The sequence below is a fragment of the Devosia sp. UYZn731 genome (assembly GCF_040546795.1).
Lineage (GTDB): Bacteria > Pseudomonadota > Alphaproteobacteria > Rhizobiales > Devosiaceae > Devosia.
The window spans coordinates 152,092-175,442 of the sequence record NZ_JBEPOL010000009.1; the positions used below are offsets into that span (position 1 = coordinate 152,092).

General features: G+C 60.4%; 21 protein-coding genes and 3 pseudogenes. 10 read left to right on the plus strand and 14 right to left on the minus strand.

Annotated features, from left to right (window positions below):
- Positions 1–666 precede the first annotated feature (666 nt).
- Entirely contained in the window at positions 667–1,485 is an 819-nt protein-coding gene (gene ku, locus ABIB57_RS21620; RefSeq protein ID WP_354043314.1) for a non-homologous end joining protein Ku, read from the plus strand.
- Here the strand turns inward: ku (ABIB57_RS21620) and ku (ABIB57_RS21625) are convergent.
- The 5 genes and pseudogenes from ku (ABIB57_RS21625) to ligD (ABIB57_RS21645) all read right to left on the minus strand — a co-directional run.
- Entirely contained in the window at positions 1,482–2,345 is an 864-nt protein-coding gene (gene ku / locus ABIB57_RS21625; protein ID WP_502914447.1) for a non-homologous end joining protein Ku, read from the minus strand. The two genes, ku (ABIB57_RS21620) and ku (ABIB57_RS21625), sit on opposite strands and share 4 nt — an antisense overlap.
- A gap of 1 nt (position 2,346) precedes the next feature.
- Entirely contained in the window at positions 2,347–2,721 is a 375-nt protein-coding gene (locus ABIB57_RS21630; RefSeq protein WP_354043316.1) for a hypothetical protein, read from the minus strand.
- A pseudogene (gene xth, locus ABIB57_RS21635) lies at positions 2,718–3,487 on the minus strand (exodeoxyribonuclease III). Before xth ends, ABIB57_RS21630 begins: the two are co-directional and overlap by 4 nt.
- Before the next feature lie 10 nt (positions 3,488–3,497).
- Positions 3,498–4,544 (minus strand): non-homologous end-joining DNA ligase, encoded by a 1,047-nt coding sequence (gene ligD, locus ABIB57_RS21640; protein WP_354043317.1) that lies wholly within the window; start codon positions 4,542–4,544, stop codon positions 3,498–3,500.
- A gap of 103 nt (positions 4,545–4,647) precedes the next feature.
- A pseudogene (gene ligD, locus ABIB57_RS21645) lies at positions 4,648–5,430 on the minus strand (non-homologous end-joining DNA ligase); the annotation flags it as partial.
- 127 nt (positions 5,431–5,557) lie between these two features.
- Here ligD (ABIB57_RS21645) and ABIB57_RS21650 point away from each other — a divergent pair.
- From ABIB57_RS21650 to ABIB57_RS21660, 3 genes are read left to right on the plus strand one after another with little or no spacing between them, the layout of a single operon-like run.
- Positions 5,558–5,722 carry a DUF3606 domain-containing protein gene (locus ABIB57_RS21650; protein ID WP_354043318.1) on the plus strand — a complete coding sequence of 55 codons (165 nt, stop codon included), beginning with the start codon at positions 5,558–5,560 and terminating at the stop codon, positions 5,720–5,722.
- Entirely contained in the window at positions 5,719–5,928 is a 210-nt protein-coding gene (locus ABIB57_RS21655; protein WP_354043319.1) for a hypothetical protein, read from the plus strand. The genes ABIB57_RS21650 and ABIB57_RS21655 overlap by 4 nt, the downstream gene beginning before the upstream one ends.
- Positions 5,925–6,137, plus strand: a complete 213-nt coding sequence (locus ABIB57_RS21660) for a hypothetical protein (RefSeq protein ID WP_354043320.1) — start codon at positions 5,925–5,927, stop codon at positions 6,135–6,137. Before ABIB57_RS21655 ends, ABIB57_RS21660 begins: the two co-directional genes overlap by 4 nt.
- Before the next feature lie 234 nt (positions 6,138–6,371).
- Here the strand turns inward: ABIB57_RS21660 and ABIB57_RS21665 are convergent, their stop codons facing one another.
- Positions 6,372–7,265: an SDR family oxidoreductase gene (locus tag ABIB57_RS21665; RefSeq protein ID WP_354043321.1), complete on the minus strand. Its 894-nt coding sequence runs from the start codon at positions 7,263–7,265 to the stop codon at positions 6,372–6,374.
- Between the two features lie 92 nt (positions 7,266–7,357).
- Between ABIB57_RS21665 and ABIB57_RS21670 the strand changes: the two genes are divergently transcribed.
- Both ABIB57_RS21670 and ABIB57_RS21675 read left to right on the plus strand, forming a co-directional pair.
- Positions 7,358–8,206 carry a helix-turn-helix transcriptional regulator gene (locus tag ABIB57_RS21670; RefSeq protein WP_354043322.1) on the plus strand — a complete coding sequence of 283 codons (849 nt, stop codon included), beginning with the start codon at positions 7,358–7,360 and terminating at the stop codon, positions 8,204–8,206.
- Positions 8,207–8,528: 322 nt separating this feature from the next.
- Positions 8,529–9,305 carry an EAL domain-containing protein gene (locus tag ABIB57_RS21675; RefSeq protein WP_354043323.1) on the plus strand — a complete coding sequence of 259 codons (777 nt, stop codon included), beginning with the start codon at positions 8,529–8,531 and terminating at the stop codon, positions 9,303–9,305.
- Between the two features lie 886 nt (positions 9,306–10,191).
- On the opposite strand, the gene ABIB57_RS21680 is transcribed toward ABIB57_RS21675, so the two are convergent.
- Entirely contained in the window at positions 10,192–10,818 is a 627-nt protein-coding gene (locus tag ABIB57_RS21680; RefSeq protein ID WP_502914449.1) for an RES family NAD+ phosphorylase, read from the minus strand.
- Positions 10,819–10,826: 8 nt separating this feature from the next.
- The gene (locus ABIB57_RS21685; RefSeq protein ID WP_354043324.1) at positions 10,827–11,447 is read right to left on the minus strand and encodes a DNA-binding protein; all 621 of its coding nucleotides are present in this window, start codon (positions 11,445–11,447) and stop codon (positions 10,827–10,829) included.
- Positions 11,448–11,827: 380 nt separating this feature from the next.
- Here ABIB57_RS21685 and ABIB57_RS21690 point away from each other — a divergent pair, with 380 nt between their 5' ends.
- Entirely contained in the window at positions 11,828–12,184 is a 357-nt protein-coding gene (locus ABIB57_RS21690) for a DUF736 domain-containing protein (protein ID WP_354043325.1), read from the plus strand.
- Between the two features lie 396 nt (positions 12,185–12,580).
- On the opposite strand, the gene ABIB57_RS21695 is transcribed toward ABIB57_RS21690, so the two are convergent.
- The 4 genes from ABIB57_RS21695 to traC form a co-directional block, all read right to left on the minus strand.
- Entirely contained in the window at positions 12,581–12,868 is a 288-nt protein-coding gene (locus tag ABIB57_RS21695) for a WGR domain-containing protein (protein WP_502914450.1), read from the minus strand.
- Positions 12,869–13,237: 369 nt separating this feature from the next.
- Positions 13,238–15,145: a Ti-type conjugative transfer system protein TraG gene (gene traG / locus ABIB57_RS21700; protein WP_354043327.1), complete on the minus strand. Its 1,908-nt coding sequence runs from the start codon at positions 15,143–15,145 to the stop codon at positions 13,238–13,240.
- Positions 15,132–15,347 (minus strand): conjugal transfer protein TraD, encoded by a 216-nt coding sequence (gene traD, locus ABIB57_RS21705; RefSeq protein WP_354043328.1) that lies wholly within the window; start codon positions 15,345–15,347, stop codon positions 15,132–15,134. Before traD ends, traG begins: the two co-directional genes overlap by 14 nt.
- Positions 15,348–15,351: 4 nt before the next feature.
- Complete coding sequence (gene traC, locus ABIB57_RS21710) at positions 15,352–15,600, minus strand: conjugal transfer protein TraC (protein ID WP_354043329.1); 249 nt, start codon at positions 15,598–15,600, stop codon at positions 15,352–15,354.
- A 244-nt stretch (positions 15,601–15,844) separates the two neighbouring features.
- Between traC and traA the strand changes: the two genes are divergently transcribed.
- Together traA and traF are read left to right on the plus strand one after the other, a co-directional pair.
- A complete protein-coding gene (gene traA / locus ABIB57_RS21715) occupies positions 15,845–19,153 on the plus strand; it encodes a Ti-type conjugative transfer relaxase TraA (RefSeq protein WP_354043378.1) in 3,309 nt (1,102 codons plus the stop codon).
- A complete protein-coding gene (gene traF / locus ABIB57_RS21720; RefSeq protein WP_354043330.1) occupies positions 19,150–19,683 on the plus strand; it encodes a conjugative transfer signal peptidase TraF in 534 nt (177 codons plus the stop codon). Before traA ends, traF begins: the two co-directional genes overlap by 4 nt.
- 152 nt (positions 19,684–19,835) lie before the next feature.
- On the opposite strand, the gene ABIB57_RS21725 is transcribed toward traF, so the two are convergent.
- Positions 19,836–20,090, minus strand: a complete 255-nt coding sequence (locus ABIB57_RS21725) for a response regulator (protein WP_354043331.1) — start codon at positions 20,088–20,090, stop codon at positions 19,836–19,838.
- 42 nt (positions 20,091–20,132) lie between these two features.
- On the opposite strand from ABIB57_RS21725, the pseudogene ABIB57_RS21730 reads away from it, so the two are divergent.
- Positions 20,133–20,363: pseudogene (locus tag ABIB57_RS21730) on the plus strand (IS110 family transposase); the annotation flags it as partial.
- A gap of 365 nt (positions 20,364–20,728) precedes the next feature.
- Here ABIB57_RS21730 and ABIB57_RS21735 read toward each other — a convergent pair.
- Positions 20,729–23,350 (minus strand): molybdopterin-dependent oxidoreductase, encoded by a 2,622-nt coding sequence (locus tag ABIB57_RS21735; RefSeq protein ID WP_354043332.1) that lies wholly within the window; start codon positions 23,348–23,350, stop codon positions 20,729–20,731.
- Position 23,351: the final 1 nt, after the last annotated feature.

A 23,351-nucleotide genomic window follows, 5' to 3' on the forward strand; every position in this document is an offset into this window, starting at 1 on the left:
GCCGTTTCGTTGGCCAGTGCGAGAGACCGGAAAAATCGCACTGTTTCCCCTGCCGCCATGTCCGGTTGACGCGCGCTGCATCACCACCATAATCCTGAAGAGGCTAGACGGGTTCCACTGGTGCAAGGGTACATACTGTCGAACGCCTAGACTAGGACGCAGGTTTTGGCCCCTCTCTATTCCACTCAGCTTTCCACGCCTCCAACTCGCTCTGGATAGCCAAAACTTGTTCGCGGGTAGCTTGATCCGCCGTCGAACCCTCGATTTCGATCCAGCGTTGGCAACCGAACAAGATTGTAGACACTGCTGCGGTGTTCCACGTGTCCACTGGCCCGGCATATTGCCGCCAGCGCAAAATGGCTGACAGGTATTTTTCTGACATTTGTTCTCAACAGAATTCAACGGTGAAATGGGCCGCCAGCGAGTTTGTTCCAGGGCGGACAGTTATCGCGAATGCCGGGTTCGTGCGATTCACTTTTAGAGGTGCAAGCATGGATGCCTTCGGCAGGCCCGCCAGCCAGCGGAACTGGCCTATGCGTCATCTACTTTTATCAGGCGCGACCTATCGAGTGACCAAAGTGCCTAATGGCGGGATTGCTTCGACCATAACGATGCTCCGGAACGAGCGGGCATCTCTAACGTTTCCCCGTCGTCTAGGAGGCGCTCATGGCTGTTCGACCCTATTGGAGAGGCTATCTCAAGCTGTCGCTGGTTAATTGCCAGGTGACGCTGACCCCGGCGACCACGGAGGGGGAGAAGCTTCGGTTCCACACCCTCAATCGCAAAACCGGTGATCGCATCTACACCCGCTACATTGATGGCGTGTCGGGCAAGACCGTCGAAGACGACGACCAGGTCAAAGCTTACCCAAAGGGCGAGGATGATTATGTCATCCTCGAGCAAGAAGAGCTCGACTCCGTCCAGCTAGAAAGTGCCCGAACGATCGATATCGACTCCTTCGTGGACGCGGACACAATTGAGTGGGTCTATTATGACAGCCCCTATTTCGTCGTGCCGGCCGATGACGTCGGCGAAGAGGCCTTCACCGTCATTCGCGAAGCCATGACCAACAGCGACGTGGTCGGCATTTCACGGCTGGTGATCGGCGGCCGCGAGCGCGCTGTCATGCTGCAGCCCTGGGACAAGGGTATTGTGCTCTGGACCCTGCGCTACGGCGACGAGGTCCGCGATGAGGACGAGTATTTCAAGAGCGTCAAGGGCGCCAAACCCGACACCAAGATGCTCGACATGGTCGGCCAGATCATCGAGGACCGCACGGTGGCGTGGTCGGATTCGATGGTGAAGGATCCCGTTCAGGATCGCCTTCTCGAAATCATCAAGTCCAAGAAGGCGACCAAGCGGAAGGCGAAAGCCAAGGACGAACCAGAGGTTGATCTTGAGCCGCAAAGCAATGTCATTGACCTGATGGCAGCCCTGAAGAAGAGCCTTGAGAACAAGGCCGAGCCCGTCAAAAAGAGCCGCTAACTGGCCTTGCGGCGCTTGGCCGGAGAATCGTCTGTCTTCTTCGCGGCGCCGGCTTTCTTGGCAGTTGGCTTCTCGGGAATCTGCTCTTTGCCGGCCGCACTGAGACGTAGCGCTTCCAGCAAGTCGTTGGGCTTGGTCGGCTCGGGCTGGCGGATCGGAATGATCTTTCGGCCTTCGATCTTGGCCTTTACCAGTTCAGCAAGCGCTTCCTCATAGCGATCGTCGAACTTCTCGGGCTCGAATTCGCCCGACTTGGTCTTGAGAATGTGCTGAGCCAGCTCGAGCATCTCCGCATCAATCTTGCGCTGAGTGATGTCATCGAACACCTCTCGAGAGGATCGCACCTCATAGTCAAAATTCAACGTCGTCGCGATGAGGCCCTTCCGGTGCGCACGGATCAGCACCGGCCGTAAGCGCCGAAATAGCACGGTATGGGCAATGGCAGCCGCCTTTTTCTGGCGCAGTGCCTCGCGGATTAGGACGAAGCTATCCTCCGTCGCATCCGTAGCTGGCAGGAGATAGTAGGGCTTATCGAAATAGGTCGGGTCGATGCGGCCGCAGGCGACGAAGTTGTCGACGTTGAGCACCTTGTCGCTATTGGGCACTGCCGCTTTGATCTCTTCGGGCTCTAGCACGACGTATTTGCCGCCGCTTGTTTCATAACCCTTGACCTGGTCTTCAGCCTCGACCGGCTTGTCGGTTTTCTCGTCTACATAGACCCGCCGCAGCCGGTGACCGGTCTGGCGGTTGACTAGGTTGAGGGAAATCCGCTCGGACGTCGTCGCCGCGGTGTACATTTTGACCGGGCAGACAATTTCGGAAATCTTGATCACACCAGACCATATTGCGCGCGCAGCCATATCAGTCCTCCGGGCTTGAACAAGAACGAAGTGGGGAGCCAGCCGTTCCCTCGTGGCCGCCGCCCACGGAAAATGTTGAGATGTCGCCGAACCAGTCCGCATAGTGCGTGTTCTTTGCCAGCCTTCGGTTGTAATCGGCTGCGCCGTCAGTCCACCATACAGGTCCCCGTTCTCCCAGGGCATGCTTGGCCCTGTCAAGGTCGCCGCGAGCTTGCGCTTTGGCAGCCGGGTCTTTCAAGCGTACTCGGCGCCGGGCGTTCATCAGGTCCTGAACCAGACGATCGCGCTCCGTTTCCGACAAGTTGGGATTGGTAGCGCGCCAGAGCCGACCGTTGACCACGATGTAGCGACGATCCGGCGTGTACAATGGCGTCACTTAAGCCGTATCCAGGTTGGCGCGTGATCGCTGGATTTCTCCCATCCTCGAACATGGCGATCCACCCCGGCCTCGACCAAGCGCTTGGCCAAATCAAGCGACAGCAGAAGGTGATCGATGCGCAGGCCAGCATCGCGGCCATATGCGTGTCGGAAATAATCCCAGAACGTATAGATTCGCTCGCTGGGATGCATCGCCCGCAAGGCATCCGTCCAGCCTTGGTTGAGAACCTTACGATAGGCGCCCCTTACCTCGGGACGAAACAAGGCGTCGTCGGCCCATCGCTCCGGTTTGTAGACGTCGAGATCGGTTGGCATCACGTTGTAGTCGCCCACCAGCGCGACCGGCAGGCCGCTTTGCAGCAACTCAGCTGCATGGGCGGTGAACCGCTCGAACCACTTGAGTTTGTAGTCGAATTTTGGACCCGGAGCGGGATTGCCATTTGGCAGATAAAGACACCCGATGATGATGCCCTCGACTGCCGCTTCGAGGTAGCGGCTATGGAGGTCGTCAGGATCGCCCGGCAAACCGCGCCGCGTTTCGACCGGAGTGGTGCCGCGGGCCAGGATCGCCACACCGTTCCAACTCTTCTGCCCGTGCCAGAGGGCGCCGTAGCCAGCGTCTTCGATCGCCGCGATTGGGAAGCGTTCGTCGGGCGACTTCAGTTCTTGAAGGCAGACAATGTCGGGCTGGGCCTCTTGCAGCCGCGCAGCAGGACCGGAAGTCGGCCATTGATGCCGTTGACGTTGTAGGTGGCGATCTTCATCGAGCGGACCTCAGTGGTTCCTGACGACATCCTGAATGCGCAGATTCAGCGTTTGCTCCGTTTCGAAATAGCCTTCCCAAGCGTCAGGTCCCTGAGCGTGTTCGGCGGCCAAGAAGATGTCGAATGCGTTTGCGCGGTCGATGGTCTGCAATTGGTCCCAGGTCACGGGCACGGCTACGGTCCCGCCGGCTCTGGCCCGCGTCGACCATGGGCAGACTGCGGTTGATCCCTGGCCGTTTCGCAAATAATCGAGGAACATGCGCCCTTTGCGCTTGGCCTTGCTCATGTTTGCTACGAAGCGGTGCGGCTCAGTTCGGGCCAGTAGCTCGGCGAAGTTCTGGCAGAACGATTTGACGGCAGTCCAGTCCGCTTCTGGCACGAGCGGCACCACCACGTGGATGCCTTTGCCGCCGGAGAGCAGCGGCCATGACTGCAGGCCGATCGCCCCTAGGATATCCCGGATGTCGGTGGCGGCCTGCTTGACGTCACCGAAGTCCAGGCCTTCGTCCGGATCGATGTCGAACACCATGCGCTCCGGCAGGTCGGGGTGATGACGATCGGAGCCCCAGACGTGGAACTCTAATGTGTTCATCTGCGCGCCGCCAATCAGGCCGGCCAGGTCCTCGATCCACAGGATGCGGCTCTCGGTGCCCTTGAGCTTGGTAAGGTGACCGGACTTCAGCGTCTTTGGCATTCCAGGCAGCGCGTGCTTCTGGAAGAAGGTCTTCGCTAAGTCGTTGTCGGTATCGCGCACAAGCGATAGGGGGCGGTCCTTCAGGTGCGGCAACATCCTTTCGGCCACGGCGGGGTAGTAGGCCACCAAATGTGCCTTGGTGATCTGGGTGCCAGGATACACGACCTTGTCCGGGTGGGACAGCTTGACGCCTAGCGCCGAGGCGACCTCGGCTCCGACCGCCGGATTCAATGTGGCGCTGAAATTGTCGACCGGCACCTCGAGCACGACCTGGCTCGCCTTCTTGTCCGCGCGCATGCCTTGGAAGCTGGCGTGGCGCAGCGATCCATCGGGGGTGATCTCCGCATATTTGATCTCGGCCACTAACTCCGGACGAACCCACTGGGCCTTGCGGGCGATAGCGTGGCACGGTAGCGAAGGCGGGCTTCTCGATCCGCATGGACTCCATCTTCTTAAGGATACTGCCACGCGTGGCGTCGCTGAAGCCGGTGCCGACACGCCCGCGATAGACGAACTGGCCCTTCTCGTAAGTGCCCAGGAGCAACGAAGCCATGCCGCGTCCGGTGTCGCTCGGGCGCCAGCCGCCGATGACAAACTCTTGGCGCTTGGTGCATTTGATCTTGAGCCAGCCTGTCGTGCGATCCCCGATGTGACGGATGTCCGCCCTCTTGGCTATGAGGCCCTCATGGCCGCCGGCGCACATGGCGTTGAACACCGCCTTGCCATTGCCGACGACATGGTGGGAATATTGCAGGCTATCGTCGCCGTCACGCCCGCCGATCAGCTCTTCGAGGATGGCTTTGCGCTGGATGAGCGGCAGTGCGACCAGGTCGTCACCGTTCTTCTCGAAGATGTCGAAGGCGTAGAATTTGAGCGGGACGCCGGCGCCGATGCCGCTCTTCAACATCGAGAAATTAGTCCGGCCCGCTTTGTCGATGGCCACGATCTCCCCGTCGAGCAGCAAGGAGCCTGTGGTCAAGGTCTGGAACGGGCGGAGGATGACCTCGAACTGGTGGGTCCAATCGTGGCCGTTGCGCGTATAAACTCGAACCTGCGAGCCCGAGATGGCGATCTGGGCGCGATAGCCGTCGAACTTCATCTCAAACAGCCAGTTGTCGCCGGTCGGGATGGTGTCGCTAAGCGTGCAAAGCTGGAACGGTCTGAATGTGGGGAGGGGATAGCGAGGGGTAGATTCTGAGTCCCTGCGGCGTTGCCGCTTCTTGCGGGGTCGGGCCTCTACGGCCTCCATGGCTCACTCGGGTACATCGGCGACTCAATCCCGATCGCGCGATTCCGTTCCGACTCGCCCGCAAGGATAATGAACCAACGATTCCGGTCCGCGTTAGGAATGCATGTGAATTTCTAGGAGGACCGATATGTCCAATACCAAGCAGGATCGCGCTAGGGTCGCCGGCGGCCAAGACCATGAAGTCAAATACGAAGCTGGCAAGACGGGCGCGTCTAAAACCGAGGTCAAGGATTCCATTAGATCCGCTGGCAATAGCCGCAACAAGGTTGAACAAAAGTTGGGCAAGAAATGACCCGCGAAGGCCTGCCCACGGGCGAGAACACCGCCGGCAACAACGAGGTCGCGGATCCCCACCCAGCCACCGAGGAAAATTATGACCTGATCCCTCAGCCGGGCGGCACCAAGACGCCGAAGAAGCCCGACATCGGCCCGAACAGCTATGCTCATAACGGCAAGGCGCCACCTGTATCAAAGAGCGAGGGGTCGAAGTCCACATGACATCGGTGAAGCTGGACGAGGAACTGCTCGACGGCGTCGAGCAGTTTATTGCCGACCGGGATGAACCGCCCAACGGCAAAATGTCCTATGATGATGCAGTCAATGTCATCGTCCGAGATTGGCTGATGGCTCAAGGATATGTTTCCTTGCCTGATGACGAGGCTGGGATCACTCCCGCCCTTGAGGCTGCGAACGTGCCGAAGGGTTAGATTTGAAGGGCGGAAACAGCCGCCCGTAGGTTCGCATATAAGCGAGCTGGAACCGGGGTAAGTAGTAGTGCGATTCGGCCACTTCGACCCCAAGTCGGCCGTTCAGAGTGTCCACTGTCACCCGACAACTGCCGTTCAGTTGGTCTGACGGCGGCTTTCAAGCGAGCTAATCTAAGGCATTTGAGAGCATGGGAGGACTACTAGGCTGAGTGCCTTTTGGGCGTTCGCCCCAGTCTAGGTCGCAGCGTAATCCATGTCTCTGAGGTCGTCGAGCAACCCCGGCCCCTTGGGCGCCCAAGCCAGTTTCTGCCGCGTCTGACTGCTGGAAGCTATGATGTCCGCAGCAGCAAACATCGCGAACCAGCCGAAATGGCCTTCGGCCTGCTCTTTCGGGACTGAGATGGCGGGCACTCCGAGCCCCTTGGCAACGACCTCGGCGATGTCGCGTGCGGCAACGCCCTCTTCCGCCACAGCGTGATAGTGGGCGCCGGACTCGGCGCGATCGATCGCCAGAACGTAGAGCCTCGCCACGTCGTTCACATGGCAGGCGGCCCAGCGATTAGCCCCTTGGTCGATATAGGCGACCACGCCCTTCTCGCGAGCCATCTGGATATAGGGCGAAATGAGACCTTGTTTGACCGTATCGTGCACCTGCGGAAGCCGAACGACGCCGAGATTGACGCCCTGCTCGAGCTGTTGCTGACCGGCTACTTCCGAGGCTATGCGTGGATTGAAATGATGAGTGTCGAATACATCCTCGCGGGCAGGTTCGCCGTTGCGCGGATCGCCGATGCCGACACCTGATGTGATGAGCAAAGGCCGATCAGATCCCTTTAGCACGGATCCGAGCGCAGCAATGACACGGCGGTCCTTTTCGCAATTGGCAACAAAATTGGAGAAGTCATGGTCAAAGGCCGTGTGAATAACCGCGTCGGCATTTTCAGCGCCCTTCGCCAATCCAGAAGGATCTTCCAGCGTTCCGATATGCGCGGATGCTCCGACACTCGCCAGTTTCCTCGCCCCGGCGTCAGAGCGCGTGAGGCCGATCACTTCATGGCCAGTGGCCAGCAGTAGGGGGAGAATATGGGATCCAATGAACCCTGTGGCACCTGTCAGAAAAACCCGCATGTAACATCTCCATTGACGTATCCACCGATCTCATGGAGTGTTGTCCTGTTAAAGTAGTGACTTTATCCCAGTATAATTGCCAATAGGGTCGCATGAACGAGCACAGCTCCAACAATGGCCTCGGTACATTCCTGCGCGACCGGCGCATGCGCCTCGATCCGGTCACCTTCGGGTTACAGCCCGGGCGCCGGCGTACGCCGGGCCTTCGCCGTGAAGAAGTCGCTCAGCGCGCCAACATAAGCCCGACCTGGTATACTTGGCTCGAACAGGGACGAGGCGGGGCACCGTCCGCCCACGTGCTCGATCGCATAGCAAAGGGGCTAATGCTGACCGAGCCCGAGCGTGACCACTTGCATATTCTGGCCTTCGGGCATCCCCCAGAACCGCGTTATCACCAGCAAGAAGCCATCACACCGCGACTGCAGCACGTGCTCGATTCCATGCCCCTCAGTCCTGCCATCATCAGGACCGCCACATGGGAGGTTGTGGCATGGAACAAGGCCGCTACCATAATCCTAACCGACTATGCCAAGCTGCCGAAAGGGCAGCGTAACATCCTTCGTATGATGTTCTCTGACGTGCGCGTACGCGCCGCGCAGGACGACTGGCGCAACGTCGCGCGGTACGTCGTCGGCGCCTTCCGGGCTGATGCTGCGCGCGCCGGAGCCGGAGTGGAAATCCGCAAGTTGGTGGACGAACTCTCAGCCAGCAGCCCAGAGTTCAAGGCGATGTGGGCCGAGAACGCGATCACTGGGTCACGCGAAGGCATCAAGCGCCTTCACCACCCAGTCTTGGGAACAATCGAGCTTGAGTTCTCAAACTTCGCGGTCGAAGGCCGAGCAGATCTGAACATGATGGTCTACAGCCCGGCAAGTCCCGATGTGATGAAGCAATTTCAGTCGCTCATCACTGATGCCGGGTCAGTGCTTCTGCGTGGGTGATTTAACGGGCGGCAGCCCGCGAATTTGGGCGGATCGTCTCATCGGTGGAACAGCTGTATTGAGAGCCGTCATGCGGTTGTCCGAGAATTCGTGTCCTCGAAAATGGGGCTCAGGGTTCTAACAATTCCGCAAGGAACCAGGTCCTTGGTGCCTTGATCTCGCGTCTCTCACAGGGTCAGAATTGATGGAGATCCCAACGCAACCTTGGTTTGCACGGCATGGCCAGCAGAAATAGCGATGCTCTCTCCACTTCATCGACCATTAATTCGTAAATGCAATGGTTGCCCAGCGTCGCAGAAATTGCTGAACATGGATTATGATCATGCCCTCCTCGATCGGCTGTGACGGCTGCCGAACTGCTGAGCCTTTCCCAATCGCCTTCACGATGGCGTTTCAACCAATCGTAGATCTAGAGAACAGCACAGTCTGGGGCTACGAAGCCTTAGTTCGTGGCATAAATGGCGAGGGGGCCGGTGCCGTTTTAGAGCAGGTTACAGAAGCCAATCGCTACACGTTCGATCAGGCTTGCCGGGTCAAGGCTATCGAGCTGGCGGGCGAAATGCTGCCCCGGGCGTCCAAGGCACGTCTTTCGATCAACTTCATGCCCAATGCCGTTTACGAGCCGCGCGCCTGCATCCGGGCGACGCTGGCTGCGTCAGCTCGTGTTCATTTTGACCCGAAGCGGTTGATGTTCGAGTTTACGGAGAACGAGCACATCATTGACACGGAACATGTTCGAAACATCGTGTCCGAGTACAAACGAATGGGCTTCCTCACGGCTCTGGATGATTTCGGCGCCGGTTACGCCGGGCTCGGGCTGCTGGTTAAGTTTCAGCCGGACCTGATCAAGATCGATATGGAATTGTTGCGGGGCGTTGATCAGTCTGCACCGTCCCGAGCGATTGTTAGAGCCATTGCGGCGATGGCCGAGGAGCTTGGTATCATCGTGCTCGCCGAGGGCATCGAGACCGAGGCCGAGATGAAGGTGTTGCAGGGCATGGGTATCAACGTCATGCAGGGTTATCTGTTCGGCCGGCCCCAGATCGAGGCATTTGCGCCCACAGAGGATATTCCGTATTTGCTCAAGGTTGCTGCCTGAATTGCTGCAATCGGCGACTAGACTTTGCTGAGATGGGGGAAATCATCGGGAGCACAGTTCGTTTCGCGCGGTCGGTAGGTCGAATGGCCGATCGCAAATGTATCCTCTGCGCCCACCTCCAGTGTCTGCATCATCTGGCAGTATTCCACCCAGCGGACGTGTTGTTCGTAGGCATTACACATTTTGGGACAATAACGGACTTCGAAGCGGGCGTCTGCCCGGTTGGCCCTACGTGTCGTCTCTGCTCGAGGCCTCACGAGGGGCTGGCGCACCTTAGCGATTTGATCCCTGAATCGATCTGATCCATGTCCTTTCGTACACCACGCAGACGCGGCTTCTGCAGTCGCGAGGCTCCAGGGCCGGCGCCGGCGATGCCGATAATGTGGCCCTATTGAGGCTGTGGATGCGGAACCCGTTATCGGCAAACCACAGTTCAATCTCGGCCGGCTCGACGCTATCGATTAAGGCAGTCGTTGGCATCGAACAGCCGGATACTCGGATCGTGCGAATATTATGCTAGTACCGGAGCGTTTTTGAGCAGCTTTCCTTCCGCCATACGGGCACCGTGTCGCCTGTCGAGACTTTAGCGTAGATCGTCCGGCAGATCGGGGTGATTGTCGATGGCCTTGAGCGCTCCGATCGCCGCGTCGACCACCTCCATATCACAACCGACATGGACTCCGTCGTCGTGCCCCGCCGGATAATAACCCGGCAGATCGACGGGGGACGTTTTCCTTACTTGTAGGTAACGGCGAAGGGCCAAACATCGCGCGTTAGCACGTTCCCGGTTTCGGGAGACATCAAGGCGTCGGACGGATCTTGCTCGTTCGCACTCATGCCCATTTCTCTCTTTAGGTTAGCGACATCTCGGGTTGGAGGTTAATTTTCATGGCCTGGGCGCAATCGATTTGCCGTAAAGGTCGAGCATCGCGCCCAACTCTTTCTGCATGCTCATAAGCGTCGTCGTGGCATTGACAAGGAAACCCATGTCACCGCGATCGAAAAGTGCGAGGCAGAACTCGCTCGGATCGTGGCGCGACGAATAGGCGATCCCGTCCGGCTGATCGGAATGATCCCAGAAAGCATCGGTCCAGAGACCGCAAATGTCATAGGGGCCCGTCGAAATTGCGTTATCAGTGCCGACTTGCTGCAAGCCCGTCCCATAAAGACGGACGACGCGTAATGCGCGGTCGCATTGCATTTCCGAAACCGCCCGGGCGTCGATAGCGGCGTGAGATACCATCAGGCGTTGTGGATTGCGCAAGAGTGTCTCGGCAAAAGCCCCTTTGAGGCCAAGACCCACATAGAGCACGCCGAAACGCCCGCTCCCGCTGTCGAACCTGTAGACAGGCGGTTGCCCCCGCTGAGGCCCGAAGAAGATCGGATCGAGATGGCTCCGGTGAATACGATATAGGGTTTGCCCGACCGGAATGATGTCGATCGGCAGCGTGCTGGTGCTCAGCCAACTCGGTGGAGACGGCCCTACGCCGGTGGGACCACGCGTCGCGGGCATTGGGACAGTCAGGCAAAACCATCCATTTCACCCGTCGCCCGCGCCAGCCGAAGTACAGCGTCGCGAAGCCCCCTGCGCAAAGCTTCAAGAGGTGTCTGCCCATCCAGCATCGTATCAGGTGCCAACAGGAAATCCAGTGCAATCCAAGGGCCCGCCGAAGCAAAACCGGCAATCACTTCCGCAAGCCCAGCAATGACCTCGCCCTGGTCGAACTGACACGCCGGATAATGCCAGTCGCTGCCGGAACGAAGGGCCAGCAGCGTATTGGCTCGCCGCCTTTTGTCCACCGCCTGCCGGGTAATGCCTAACAAGCGGCCCGCCTCTTCAGCCGAATACGCGCCTCCACCCAACCGGAGGAGGTGCTCGCGATGTTCAAGATTCCTGGCCAGTGCCGGCACGAGCGGATCGAGGTCGATGACTGCCGAGCCGACGATGTCGACCTGGCTTAAAAGCTGGGCCAGGGAACCCGCGCCGGTCGGTGCAGATAGGGCATCGAGCAACGTTTTGTTGGGGACACTATCGGCAATGCGCTCAAGCGCAGACATACCCCGTCGCAGGAAGGCGGCTCGATCGGAATCGGGCTTCGCATGAACCTCCAACATGAAGCTGGCTGTCAGGTCTTGGACCATGACTCTCTCCTTGGTTGTCGCGGTAATTATGTAAGGTCTTAGAGTGCAAAGTCAACCTTCGTCGACCGGGCGGTTGCGGGCTCACAACCCCGCTCATAGTTTTTGCGGGCATCGAGCCGGTGCATACGTGCCGATCGGTAGATCGTCCTTATCATTGGATTTTTATAGGGGCGCTTGGCAAGCGGACGCCAGGAGTCTTGGGCGTTGTCATGAGTTGCCGGCCTGAGAACGCTCCAATGGCGGTTGCATTGAGATCAGCCCCCTTTTCATGCCGCCTTTGTTCGTCACGCCGTCCCACCGTCAACCCCGTGCGGGGTTCGCCCTCCGCTGCGCTGCGGTGACGTCGGGCCTTTGGCTCCTACCTTTTGCCGTATCGGGGGATGATCCCCCGAGCAACCTCGAAACGGAGAACTCAAGTGGCAACCATCGCAACCCTGATCCAGAAGACTGACGGCTCGCTCGAAGGCACCCTCACCACCCTCAACGTCACCGCCCAGATCGCCATTGTGGCCAATGCCCGCAAGGCCAAGGAGAACGAACCTGACTTCCGCATCATCTCGCGCAAGAACGGCTTCGAGCTGGGCGCGGGCTGGAACCGGATCAGCCAAGCCACCGGCGCCGAATACGTCTCGGTCTCGCTCAGCGCCCCCGAATTGGGGACCATCTACGGCAATATTGCCAATGCCCCGGGCGAAGACGACACCAAGAAGGTCATCATCTGGAACCCGGTCAACTGAGCCGGACAATCCGGTCCCGCACCAGCGGGACCGGAACTTTGTACCCACCCTTAACGCTCTCACTCTCCGGTTAAATTTACCTCCGAGTAATATAACATACTCTGATCTCAAAATAATCCGTGGCTTGAATTGCCGGTCGGCGCATTTGTTGAGGCCTGTCATGATTTGAAATCTCTCGACCCACAATGAGCGATCCGATTTATGAGCCACACTGATTTGAACTCGGCAGCGTCCCGCAGAGGCACAGGACTCGTCATCATTGGTGCCATACTCCCCTGGATTCTTCCCGCCGTCTGGTTTCCCGTTTCCCTTCAGATTTCCCGGCTGCTCTGACATGTGCCATCACGGCTGGCCTCTTGGCATGATTTCATCGTTGCTCTGGTGCGGTGCGGCCCGTTAGAGCTGTGTATAGCCTCGCTGAAGGCGACGCCTCGCTAGCGCCGCCCGCGCCCTTGCCGCTGTGTCCCCGCTCTCAAAGGTCTCCATTTTCTCCTGCCCGCGCGAACCGATCCGCCCCCAGGCGCGGACGACAGAGGTCTCACCAAACAGAGTCGGCATAAGCGAGAGCACATAGAACCGCGCCATATTCCGTTCAGGATCGACGTGGTGAAACAGCAATGACTTGGCAGCATCGTTCAGCATGACTAGGAGTCTCGCTCGTCTCCTGAACGGGGTCCAACGCATTTCCTGAATCGATCCGCCGCCTTTGATTCATTTCAGTGATGGGTCGAACGGGACGAGCCGCCTGGCGGCGGACGGCTCTATGTGCCGGGCGCACGGAGCCCGGGCGCCGTCCGCCCATGCGGGTAACGATCCTCTCGCAGCCGGGCGCCCCGGCATCGGTCATCCTGGCATTGTCGATATACGCGCCGTGCCGGTTGCCGCCGAAAACGGAACGGCAACGACGCCGTGGTTCTCGTCGCTCTGGAGAACCCCCTCAAACTTCCCCCAAGCCCCTCTCCAGTGCGGTTGTGCCGCCGACGGCGGCTTGACCTCACGCGGTGTGGCGCAGATGTCCTCCTGAGGAGTCATCTGCGCGGGGCGCAGGGCACCTCAGCGAAACCGGTTCTCGCCAACGACGCTCACCATGTCCCGCCGGCGGAACCAGATGGCCCGGCCACACCGTAGCGGCGGATTGCCGGCGGTGAAGACGATCTGTTCGTCCGTGCGCATCTGCAGTACCTCGTGCGGCAGGATGAGAGGCCGCCGCGTTAGTTGCCTGGAGCGGGTGCGGGAACTGCCGGACATCTGCGAACTGCGGCTCACCTGATCGACCTCGACCGTTGTGTCCCCGCATCGCTTGGACATGTAGTCGGCGGTCTCGGGGTCATTGATCGCAGCAAAGGAAATCCACGACGCGGATTCGAACCACTTCGACGTGGCGTCTCGCCCACCATATGCTTCGCGCATCTGTCCGACCGACTGGAACAGCAGCATCAGGGTAATCCCGTATTTGCGACCCGCATCGCGTGCGGTTTCCAATATCCTGAGATAGCCGAGCCGGGCGACCTCATCGAGCAGAAACAGCGTGCGGCCTTTCAGTGCGCCATTACGATTGTATAGCGCGTTCATCAGCGCACCGATGATGACGCGGGCAAGTCCAGGGTGGGTCTCCAGCGTCTTGAGGTCGAGATTGATGAAGATGTCGATGCCACCATCAGTCAGCTCATCGGTAGTGAAGCTGCTTCCCGATACGAGCGCAGCGTAATTCTGATAGCTCAACCAATGGGTTTCTTTGACGGCGTTGGCATAGACGCCTGAAAATGTCTCCGGGGTCATGGCGATGAACGGTGCGACGTTCTCTTTGACGAATACCGATTCCGACTTGTCGTAGATCGACTGCAGCCGCCTACGCAGCTGGGGCTCCGGCTCGGCAAGATTGGCGCGGACCTGCCGTAAGTGCTGGTCCTTCTTTTCCGTGTGGCCAGAGAGGCAAACGTCGGCGACCAGCGCGGTGACGAGCTGCAGCGCCGAGGCGCGAAAAAAGTCGTCGCGGGCGGAGCCCTGCCGCGGATTGTCGGTGACGATCCAGGAAGCGACAGCGACGATGTCCTCCTCCTTCGTTGCTCCGAACTGCCCGATCCAGTCGAGCGCGTTGAAGCCGATATCGGGAGATTTGGGGTCCATCGTAAAAAGGCTTCGACCAGCGGCACGGCGGTGGGCGGACACCAGCGGTCCAACCTCATTGGACGGGTCCAGTATGACAAGTCCGCTCCCCCATTTGAGGGCCGTGGGCACTGTGATCGATGTCGTCTTGAAACCACCGGACCCGGCGAATGCAATGCCGTGCGATGAACCGAACGAGCCGTCGAAGCAGAGTAATGGGGAATTGCCACCCTTGCCCCAGCTGTCCTTGCTGTCGGCCCGAAAGCTGCGATCAGCGGTGCTGTCCTGGTCGACACGATAGCGTTCGCCGATGACGATCCCGCCGGTCTCTGGAAAGAGCTGCGCCGCCCCGCCGATGCTCATCCAGTGCGACGCCCCATGCACCGCCCGTTTGCCGCGGATGCGCCGCGGGGCGGCGGCCGCGAAGGCCGCGTTGCCCTTGATGGCAACGCGCAGGGCGAACGCGCCGCACAAAACCGCGACCATGCCGCCCGAGAGTGTTGCGGAGTCAACGTAAGCAAAGATGCTCTGGTCAACGGCCCCTCGATCCGAGAGCGCCAACAACCTGTAGATTTCGCGCCAGAACATGATCATCGCCACGGCGACCGCGCCTGTGACGACGCCCCATGCGGCGGCGCGGATCGCGACCGCGCCTTTTGCCGCATAAAGAACAATGATACCGAGCGGACCGCCGATGCCATAGGGCAGCGCCAGTCCGATGCGGCTAAGAATCATTCTGGCCTCAGGCGTTAACCCCAACTGCCTGAGCCAGGTCTCGATGCCGGTGAGAATTAGGCATCCACCGACCATCACGATGATCGGTGCGAACAGCAGGGCAATCCTATTCGGGGTCATTGGCGAACGCCTTGGTGCCGATGGCCAGAAGGCGCTCACGCTCGGTATCGTCGCTCTTGATCCGGTCGCGCGCATCGATCAGCAGCCCAAGCAGCACGGCCCGCTTCTCGTAACGGAGACCTGCCTTGGCGATCAGTCCACCAAGTTGGATTTTCTCGCGGGTATCCTTTTTGCGATCCTCGGACTGGCTGACTTTTTGCATTCGCTCAAGCCTCCCCACCCAACTCCGAAGGCGCCTCAGTCGGGATCTTCGCCGCCGCCGCATTTCCGCTACGAAACTTTTCGGTCAGCGCCTCGAAAGCGGCTTGCAGGTCAGCATCGTCAATCTCAATTTCGCCGAGCCCGGCCTTGAGCGCGAGGCGGCCAATGCGTTCGGCCTCTTTTGTCTCGGCGGCCCTGAGCTGCTCCTGGAGTTTGGTGATTTCTTCCCTGATCTTCGATGACGGCTTCTTCATTCCGTATGGTCCTTTTCCCGCGTTGCACGCCGAACAGATTGATCGAAGATCGATCCTGCAGGGACCCGGCATTTCTGCCGGGTCGGCGTAGCCCCCATTTCCTGAGATGATCCCGCCGTTTCGAAGGAACGGCTCCAAGGGCGCAGTAATACGTCGCTTACCGCGACGTCCTGCTTTCGGCCGGTTGGGCCGGCCGTTCCCGATGAACACCGCCCTGCGCATCATCATCGGGATCAAATTCGCCTTGGCCATTACCCACTTCACGCCCCAGCTCATCGGACGCGGCACAGGCCGCAGCGCCGTATTGGCGGCGGCTTATCGGCATTGCGCGCGCATGGAGCATGAAGCTGAGGCGCGCACGGTGGACTACACTGCCAAGCGCGGCCTGGTCCATGAGGAGTTCCTGCTGCCACCCAATGCGCCGGTATGGGCCCGCGCTTTGATTGCCGACCGCTCGGTCGCGGGTGCGGCCGAGGCGTTCTGGAACAGGGTCGAGGGCTTCGAGAAGCGGCAGGATGCCCAGTTTGCCAAGGAGTTCATCGTCGCGCTGCCCGTTGAGCTCACCACTGAGCAGAACATCAATTTGATGCGGCAATTCGTGCTCGAACAGGTTTTGGCCCGCGGGCAGGTCGCGGACTGGGTCCTCCACGACGAACCGGGAAACCCGCATGTCCATCTGATGACCTCCTTGCGCCCGCTCACCGAGAATGGCTTTGGGGCCAAGAAAGTGGCCGTTGTTGATGATGACGGCGCGGCGCTGCGCAACAAAGCCGGCAGGATCGTCTATCGGCTCTGGTCTGGAGAGAAACAGGAGTTCCTCGCGCAACGGCAAGGTTGGCTGGACCTCCAGAACCAGCATCTGGCTTTGCGCGGTCACGACATTCGGGTCGATGGGCGTTCCTACGCCGAGCGTGGCATCGATCTGATGGCCACCACCCATATCGGGGTCGCGGCCAAAGCCATCCAGCGCAAGGTCAACCGGGAGGGAAGGGCGCCGGATCTGGAACGTCTGAAGCTGTTCGAAGACCGGCGACAGGAGAACGCAAGGCGGATTCAGCGCCGACCAGAGATCGTGCTGGACATGGTTTCGCGCGAGAAAAGTGTCTTTGACGACCGCGATATTGCCAAGGCGCTGCACCGCTATATCGACGACGCAGACACCTTCCAGCACCTCATGGCGCGGATCATCCAAAGTCCGGATGTGCTCCGGCTCGAGCGCGAGACGGTCGACTTCGAGACTGGCGAGATCCTGCACGCGAAACACACCACGCGCGAGCTGATCCGCATCGAGGCGGAGATGGTCAATCGCGCTACAGCCTTATCTCGCAGTAATGGCTTTTTCGTCCGCGATAGCGTGCTCGTTGCGGCATCTTCCCGTCACGCGCAACTCGCGGCCGAACAGCGCACGGCCATCGAGCATGTCGCATCCAAGGAGCGGATCGCCGCCGTGATCGGCCGCGCCGGCGCCGGCAAGACCACGATGATGAAGGCCGCTCGGGAAGCATGGGAGGCCGCGGGTTATCACGTAATCGGCGCCGCGCTCGCCGGCAAGGCCGCCGAGGGGCTGGAGAGGGAAGCGGGCATCCCATCGCGGACATTGTCGTCCTGGGAACTTGCCTGGAAACAGGGGCGTGACCAGCTCAACGACAAGACCGTGTTTGTGCTGGACGAGGCAGGTATGGTCGCCTCGAGGCAAATGGCGACATTCGTTGAAGCAGTGTCGCGCGCCGGCGCCAAGCTGGTGCTTGTCGGCGATCCCGAACAGCTGCAGCCGATCGAGGCCGGCGCCGCCTTCCGCGCCATCGTCGGTCGCGTCGGCTATGCCGAACTTGAGACGATCTATCGCCAGAAAGCGGACTGGATGCGGACCGCCTCGCTGGATCTCGCGCGTGGCAGGGTCGGCGCGGCGCTGTCGGCCTATACCGACAGGGGCAGGGTGTTTGGTTCCCAGCTGAAGACCCAGGCGATCACCAATCTGGTTGAGGATTGGAACCGTGAATATGTCGCGGACAAGTCCACCCTGATCCTGGCGCATCTGCGCCGCGATGTGCGCGCGCTCAATGATATGGCCCGGGCTAAACTGGTAGAACGCGGTCTAGTCGCGCCCGGTCACCTGTTCCGGACCGAGGATGGCGAACGCCGCTTCGCGTCTGGCGACCAGATCGTCTTCCTCAAAAATGATGCCAGCCTCGGCGTCAAGAATGGCATGATCGCCAAGGTCGTCGAGGCGGAGCCACGCCGTATTGTCGCCGAGATCGGGGAGGGGGAACACCGCCACCGGATTGAGGTTGATCAGCGGTTTTACCGCAATCTGGACCATGGCTATGCCACCACCATCCACAAGTCGCAGGGCACCACCGTCGACCGAGTGAAGGTGTTGGCGACGCTTTCGCTCGACCGGCACCTGACCTACGTGGCGATGACCCGTCACCGCGAAGATGTAGCTCTTTACTACGGCCGGCAGTCATTCGGCGGGTCCGGTGGACTGATCGCGATCCTGTCCAAGCGCAACGCCAAGGAAACGACGCTCGACTATGCGCGCGGCGGGGGCTATCGCGCTGCGCTGCGCTTTGCCAACAGCCGCGGCCTGCCCATCGTCCATGTCGCGAGAACCCTGGTCCGCGACCAACTGAACTGGGTGCTGCGCCAGAAGCAGCGCGTCGCCGCGCTCGTGACGCGACTGCGCGGCATCGGCCAGAAACTCCGTCTCCTCGATACAAGCGAGAACGCAAATGTCGCCACCCCACAGAAGATGCGTCCCATGATCGCCGGCGTCACCACATGGCCCAAAACCATCCAGGATTCGATCCAGGACAAGGTGTTGCTCGATCCCGGCGTCAGGAAGCAGTGGGAAGAGGTTTCGGCCCGCTTCCGACTGGTGTTCGCCGATCCCGAAACCGCGCTTAAGGCGATGAACCTCGAGTCCGCGGTGAACGAAACGAATACTGCGTCCCGATCGATTGCCTCGCTCACGAGCGACCCTGCGTCTATCGCTCCGCTCAAGGGCAGGGTCGGGCCCCTCGCCGGAACGGTGGAGCGGTCGGATCGTCGGATCGCCGAGATCAACGCCCCGGTCCTCAGGCGCGACATCGAGCGCTATGTCCGGGTGCGAACTGAAGCGGCCCGCAAAATCGAGGCTGAGGAGCGCGCTGTCCGATCGCGGGTGGCCATCGCTATACCTGCGCTGTCGCCGCAAGCCGGAATGGTGCTCGAACGCATCCGCGACGCCATCGATCGCAACGACCTGCCAAGCGCGCTCGGTTTCGCCCTTGCCGACAAAATGGTGAAGGCGGAGATCGATGGTTTCAACAAGGCGATTGCCGAGCGAATCGGCGATCGGGCCTTGCTGGCAAATGCGGCCAAGCAACCATCCGGATCGGCGTTCGAGAAGGCGGCGCTTGGATTGAGGCCCGCGGAGCGGGAAAGGCTGGTGGCGGCATGGCCGGTGATGCGCGCTGGCCAGCAACTGGCCGCCCATGAACGCACGGCCGAAGCGCTGAAGCACACCGAAGCGGTGCAGCTCAACCAAAGGCAAGGTCAGGTGCTGAAATGACCGCCCGGCATCAAACGGTGATCGCGATGGGCGCCGGCGGCGCGCTCATAGCCATTCTGTTCGCCGCCGGCTCCTGGGGTGGCTTGAGGATCAATTTCACGCCGAGCTACCCGCTCGGCCTCTGGCGGGTGACCTCGCTGGATCGGCCCATATCGGTGGGCGATCTTGTGCTCATCTGCCCGCCCGAGACAGCCGCTTTCATCCTCGCGCGTGAGCGCGGCTATGTTCGCCGCGGTCTTTGTCCAGGCTGGCTAACCCCGCTGATCAAGACGGTGGCGGCGATTGCCGGCCAGCAGATCAAGATCGGGCAATCGGTCCGCATCGATGGGTACGCCCTCGAACATTCCGAGATCCATGCGGTCGATGCCGAGGGCAGGGCGCTTTCCGCCTTCCCCGGTGGGACCGTGCCCGCCGCACAGGTTTTTCTCCATTCAGATTTTGCAGGGTCCTATGATTCCCGCTACTTCGGGCCGATTCCGACCGACGGCATTCTCGGTCTGGCGCATCCAATTCTTACCGTCCCGCCCTGATGGTGTTCGAACGAACGCTTAGATCGTCAGGGTGGCGACCGTCGGTACGGCCCCCAGAAGGCTCAGCGGGAATCTGAACTACTGTTGGGTGCCATATGAACGGCTTAAAATTACCCATCGTCAATTGACGTGGAGTAGACGCGTCGCCACACTCAATAGGAACATCTTAGCCACATCACCCGTCGTGAAGACGACTGGAATGCCACGCGAATGACAGGTCGCCGCGATATTAAGGCTCGTCGTTGAGCCAAGATCATATCCGTGCTGTGACGCAGCAGGGCTAGCGCTTCGCTTTCGGTGTAGGCACAGCCCTCGATCTGCCAGCCCAAATCGGCGGCGATTTCTTCAATGTTGATCGAGATCAATGGCTCGTCTTCGACAGTGTCCAGACGACGCACTGATTGCATCTCATTCCTCTATCTGAGTGGCCAGCCAATTAGCGCCAGCCAATGGGCGACCGGTATCTGAGAAAGCTCCTGGTGATTGGCGCCACCTCGCTAATCCGCCGAGCTAGGCACAAACCCGAGACGGCCGATCCGCGCCTCCTCGCGTTGCTTGCCCGCAAACCAGCCCGCGTGGCCAGTGTCGCCATGGCCAACAAAATGGCCCGCGTTGTCTGGGCGATCATGGCCCGCGGGGAGACGTATCAGGCCCGCCACGCCCCGATCCCGGCAGCGTAAGGCAATTGGGACAGAAACGAGATCTTGAAGCGAAATCCAGTTCGAGCCGGCCGATCGGCTCCATGAAGTTGTGAGAGCGAAGCGATGTGACGGCGAAACCGGTCAGGCCGGAAACAGGGACAACCGGTCGAATGTCTGAGGCGTCATAGCCTGCAAAGCAGATTGGGACCTTGTTCGCCGACCCCATCAGGGCCAGCAGTCTCCAATGGCTGCATCAACAGGCCGAACAGAAGACTGCACCCGACCAACGCGCCAAAACGTCGAATTCCCTCTTGCAATGCGGGGGCCATCCACAGAAGACGTTCGTGCGTTTCCTTGAGTAGTTCACTAACTGCCGCAATGGCTTACGCAAGGTGACAGCCGCCCTATTCAGCTACAGCGAGACGATTTGTGTCGATGATCCCCCTGATTTCGGCCCGACAGGAACCACAGTTTGTGCCCGCCTTGGTGCACGCTCCGACAGCCTCGACGGTCGAGCAGCCCTGGGCCACGATGGCGCTGATGATGGTATTGATACCAACGCCCATACATGAACAGACGATGGCTCCAGGGTCGGGCATGTCAGCCGGAGGGCGGCCCGCCAGGACCGCGTTGCCGTCGAGGCCCGAGGCGGTGAGCAGGTTGGCTGCCCATCGCCGGGCCACCAGCACCGGGTCTGGCGATATGTAGAGGGCCAGCGCCAGCCTGTCGTTCTCAAACACGGCAAAGCTGCGACGGCCGGACGGGGCATCGTCAACGCTGACGATCGACAGTTTTTCCGCCAGCGCGAAAGACCGGCGCAGCCACGCGGTCCAGTTGGTGGGTTCGTCCACCCAAGCCAATTCGCCGCGCATGCCGCCCGTGGTTTCGGCTACGGCCCAATATGCAGTGTCCAGAGTTGGCCGATGCGTGGCGACGAAAAAGCCGTACAGGCGGATCAGGAGTGGCTCAACGTGCACCTGCGCCATTTTCAGCGCGGGTTGGCCGGACATCGGATCAACCTTGGCATCGACAAGGGCATCGATCCGACCATTGGAAGCGTACTGGTTGCTCCAGTGCATCGGCACGAAGGCATGGCCGCGCCGCTGCCGATCCGTGACCAGGGCGCGAACGACAGCACTGCCGTGCCGATTGGAGAGGCGAACCAGCGTCGCTCGACGAATGCTGAGCGCGTCGGCATCGGCCGGGTGCAGTTCGACAAAGGGCTCGGCCATATGGGCCGAAAGCCGTGCGGCCTTTCCGGTGCGCGTCATCGTGTGCCAGTGGTCCCGGACGCGGCCGGAATTGAGAATGAAGCTGCCCGGCGCAGGCCGCAGCGGTGGCGGCGGCAGGACCGGCACGAAGCGAGCTTTGCCGTCGGGCGTGAAGAACCGGCCATCGCCGAACATGCGCGCCGTTGGCTTCCGACGAAAAGGCCACTGAACCGGGGCGAGTTTTTCGTAGTCGGTGCTGACGAGGCCCGAAAGATCGAAATCTCGCACGCCGTCATTTTCAAATGCCGAGAGTTCGACATGTTCGGCAAAAATCTGACCTGGCGAGGTGTAGGCGAACGCGTCAGCGAAACCCATGCGGCGGGCTACTTCCGTGACGATCCACCAGTCCGGACGCGCTTCGCCCGGCGCATTGAGGAATGGGCGTTGCCGGGAGATGCGGCGCTCGGAATTGGTCACCGTGCCGTCCTTTTCTCCCCAACCTGCGGCCGGCAGGCGCACTTTGGCTTCCACAGCGGTATCGGTATTGGCGTTCATTTCTGAGACCACCACGAACGGGCAGGTGCGCAAGGCGGCCCGCACCGCATCCGCTTCGGGCATGGAATCGACAGGATTGGTGGCCATGATCCAGACTGCCTTAATTTCACCACGGGCCATTGCGGCGAAAAGATCGACCGCCTTCAAGCCGGGTTTCGAGGCGACATTGACGCTGCCCCAGAATCGGGAAACCCGATCGATTTCGTCCGGCGTGAAATCCATGTGGGCTGCCAGCATGTTGGCGAGCCCGCCCACTTCACGACCGCCCATGGCGTTGGGTTGCCCGGTGACCGAGAACGGCCCCATCCCCGGCCTGCCGATACGCCCGGTCAGCAGATGGCAATTGATGATGGCATTGACCTTGTCGGTACCCGACGAGGACTGGTTGACGCCTTGGGAATAGACCGTGACGACCTTCTCTGTGGCGGCAAACAGACCATAGAACAGTGCGATGTCGGCTTCCGACAAGCCGGTCGCTTCGGCGACGCGGGTAATGGTCCAGTCCTCAGCAATCATCAAGGCAGCCTCGGCGCCATTCGTGTGGGCGGAGAGATAGTCGGGAGCCGTCTTGCCCGCCCGCGCGAGTTGGCTCAACAGGCCTACGAACAGCGCGCTGTCGCCATCCGACTGTAGAGGCAGGTGCAGATCGGCGATGTCGGCAGTGGCGGTACGGCGGGGATCGATGAGGACGATGCGCATGTCCGGGCGATCGAGCTTAGCCTTGGCAATGCGCTGGTACAGTACCGGATGGCACCAGCCCAGATTGGAGCCGACCAGCACCACGAGGTCCGCCAGTTCCAGATCTTCGTAATTGCCCGGCACGGTATCGGAGCCGAAGGCCCGCTTGTGGCCGGCGACCGAGGAGGCCATGCACAGGCGTGAATTGGTGTCGATATTAGCAGTGCCGATAAAGCCCTTCATCAGCTTGTTGGCGACGTAATAGTCCTCGGTGAGCAATTGGCCAGAGCCGTAGATGGCGACCGATCCGGGGCCATGCTCGGCAATGGCTTGCTTGAATGTGGAGGCAACCAGGTCCAGTGCCTGATCCCAGCTGGCGCGTGCGCCGTCGATCTCAGGGTGCAGCAACCGACCCTCCAGAGACAGGGTCTCGCCAAGCGCCGAGCCTTTCGAGCACAGGCGACCGAAATTGGCGGGATGGTCGGGGTCGCCGGCAATAGCGACGCTCCCATCTGGCTGAGGCGTGGCCAGTACGCCGCAGCCGACGCCGCAATAGGGGCACGTGGTCCGTAGGGCGGTCATG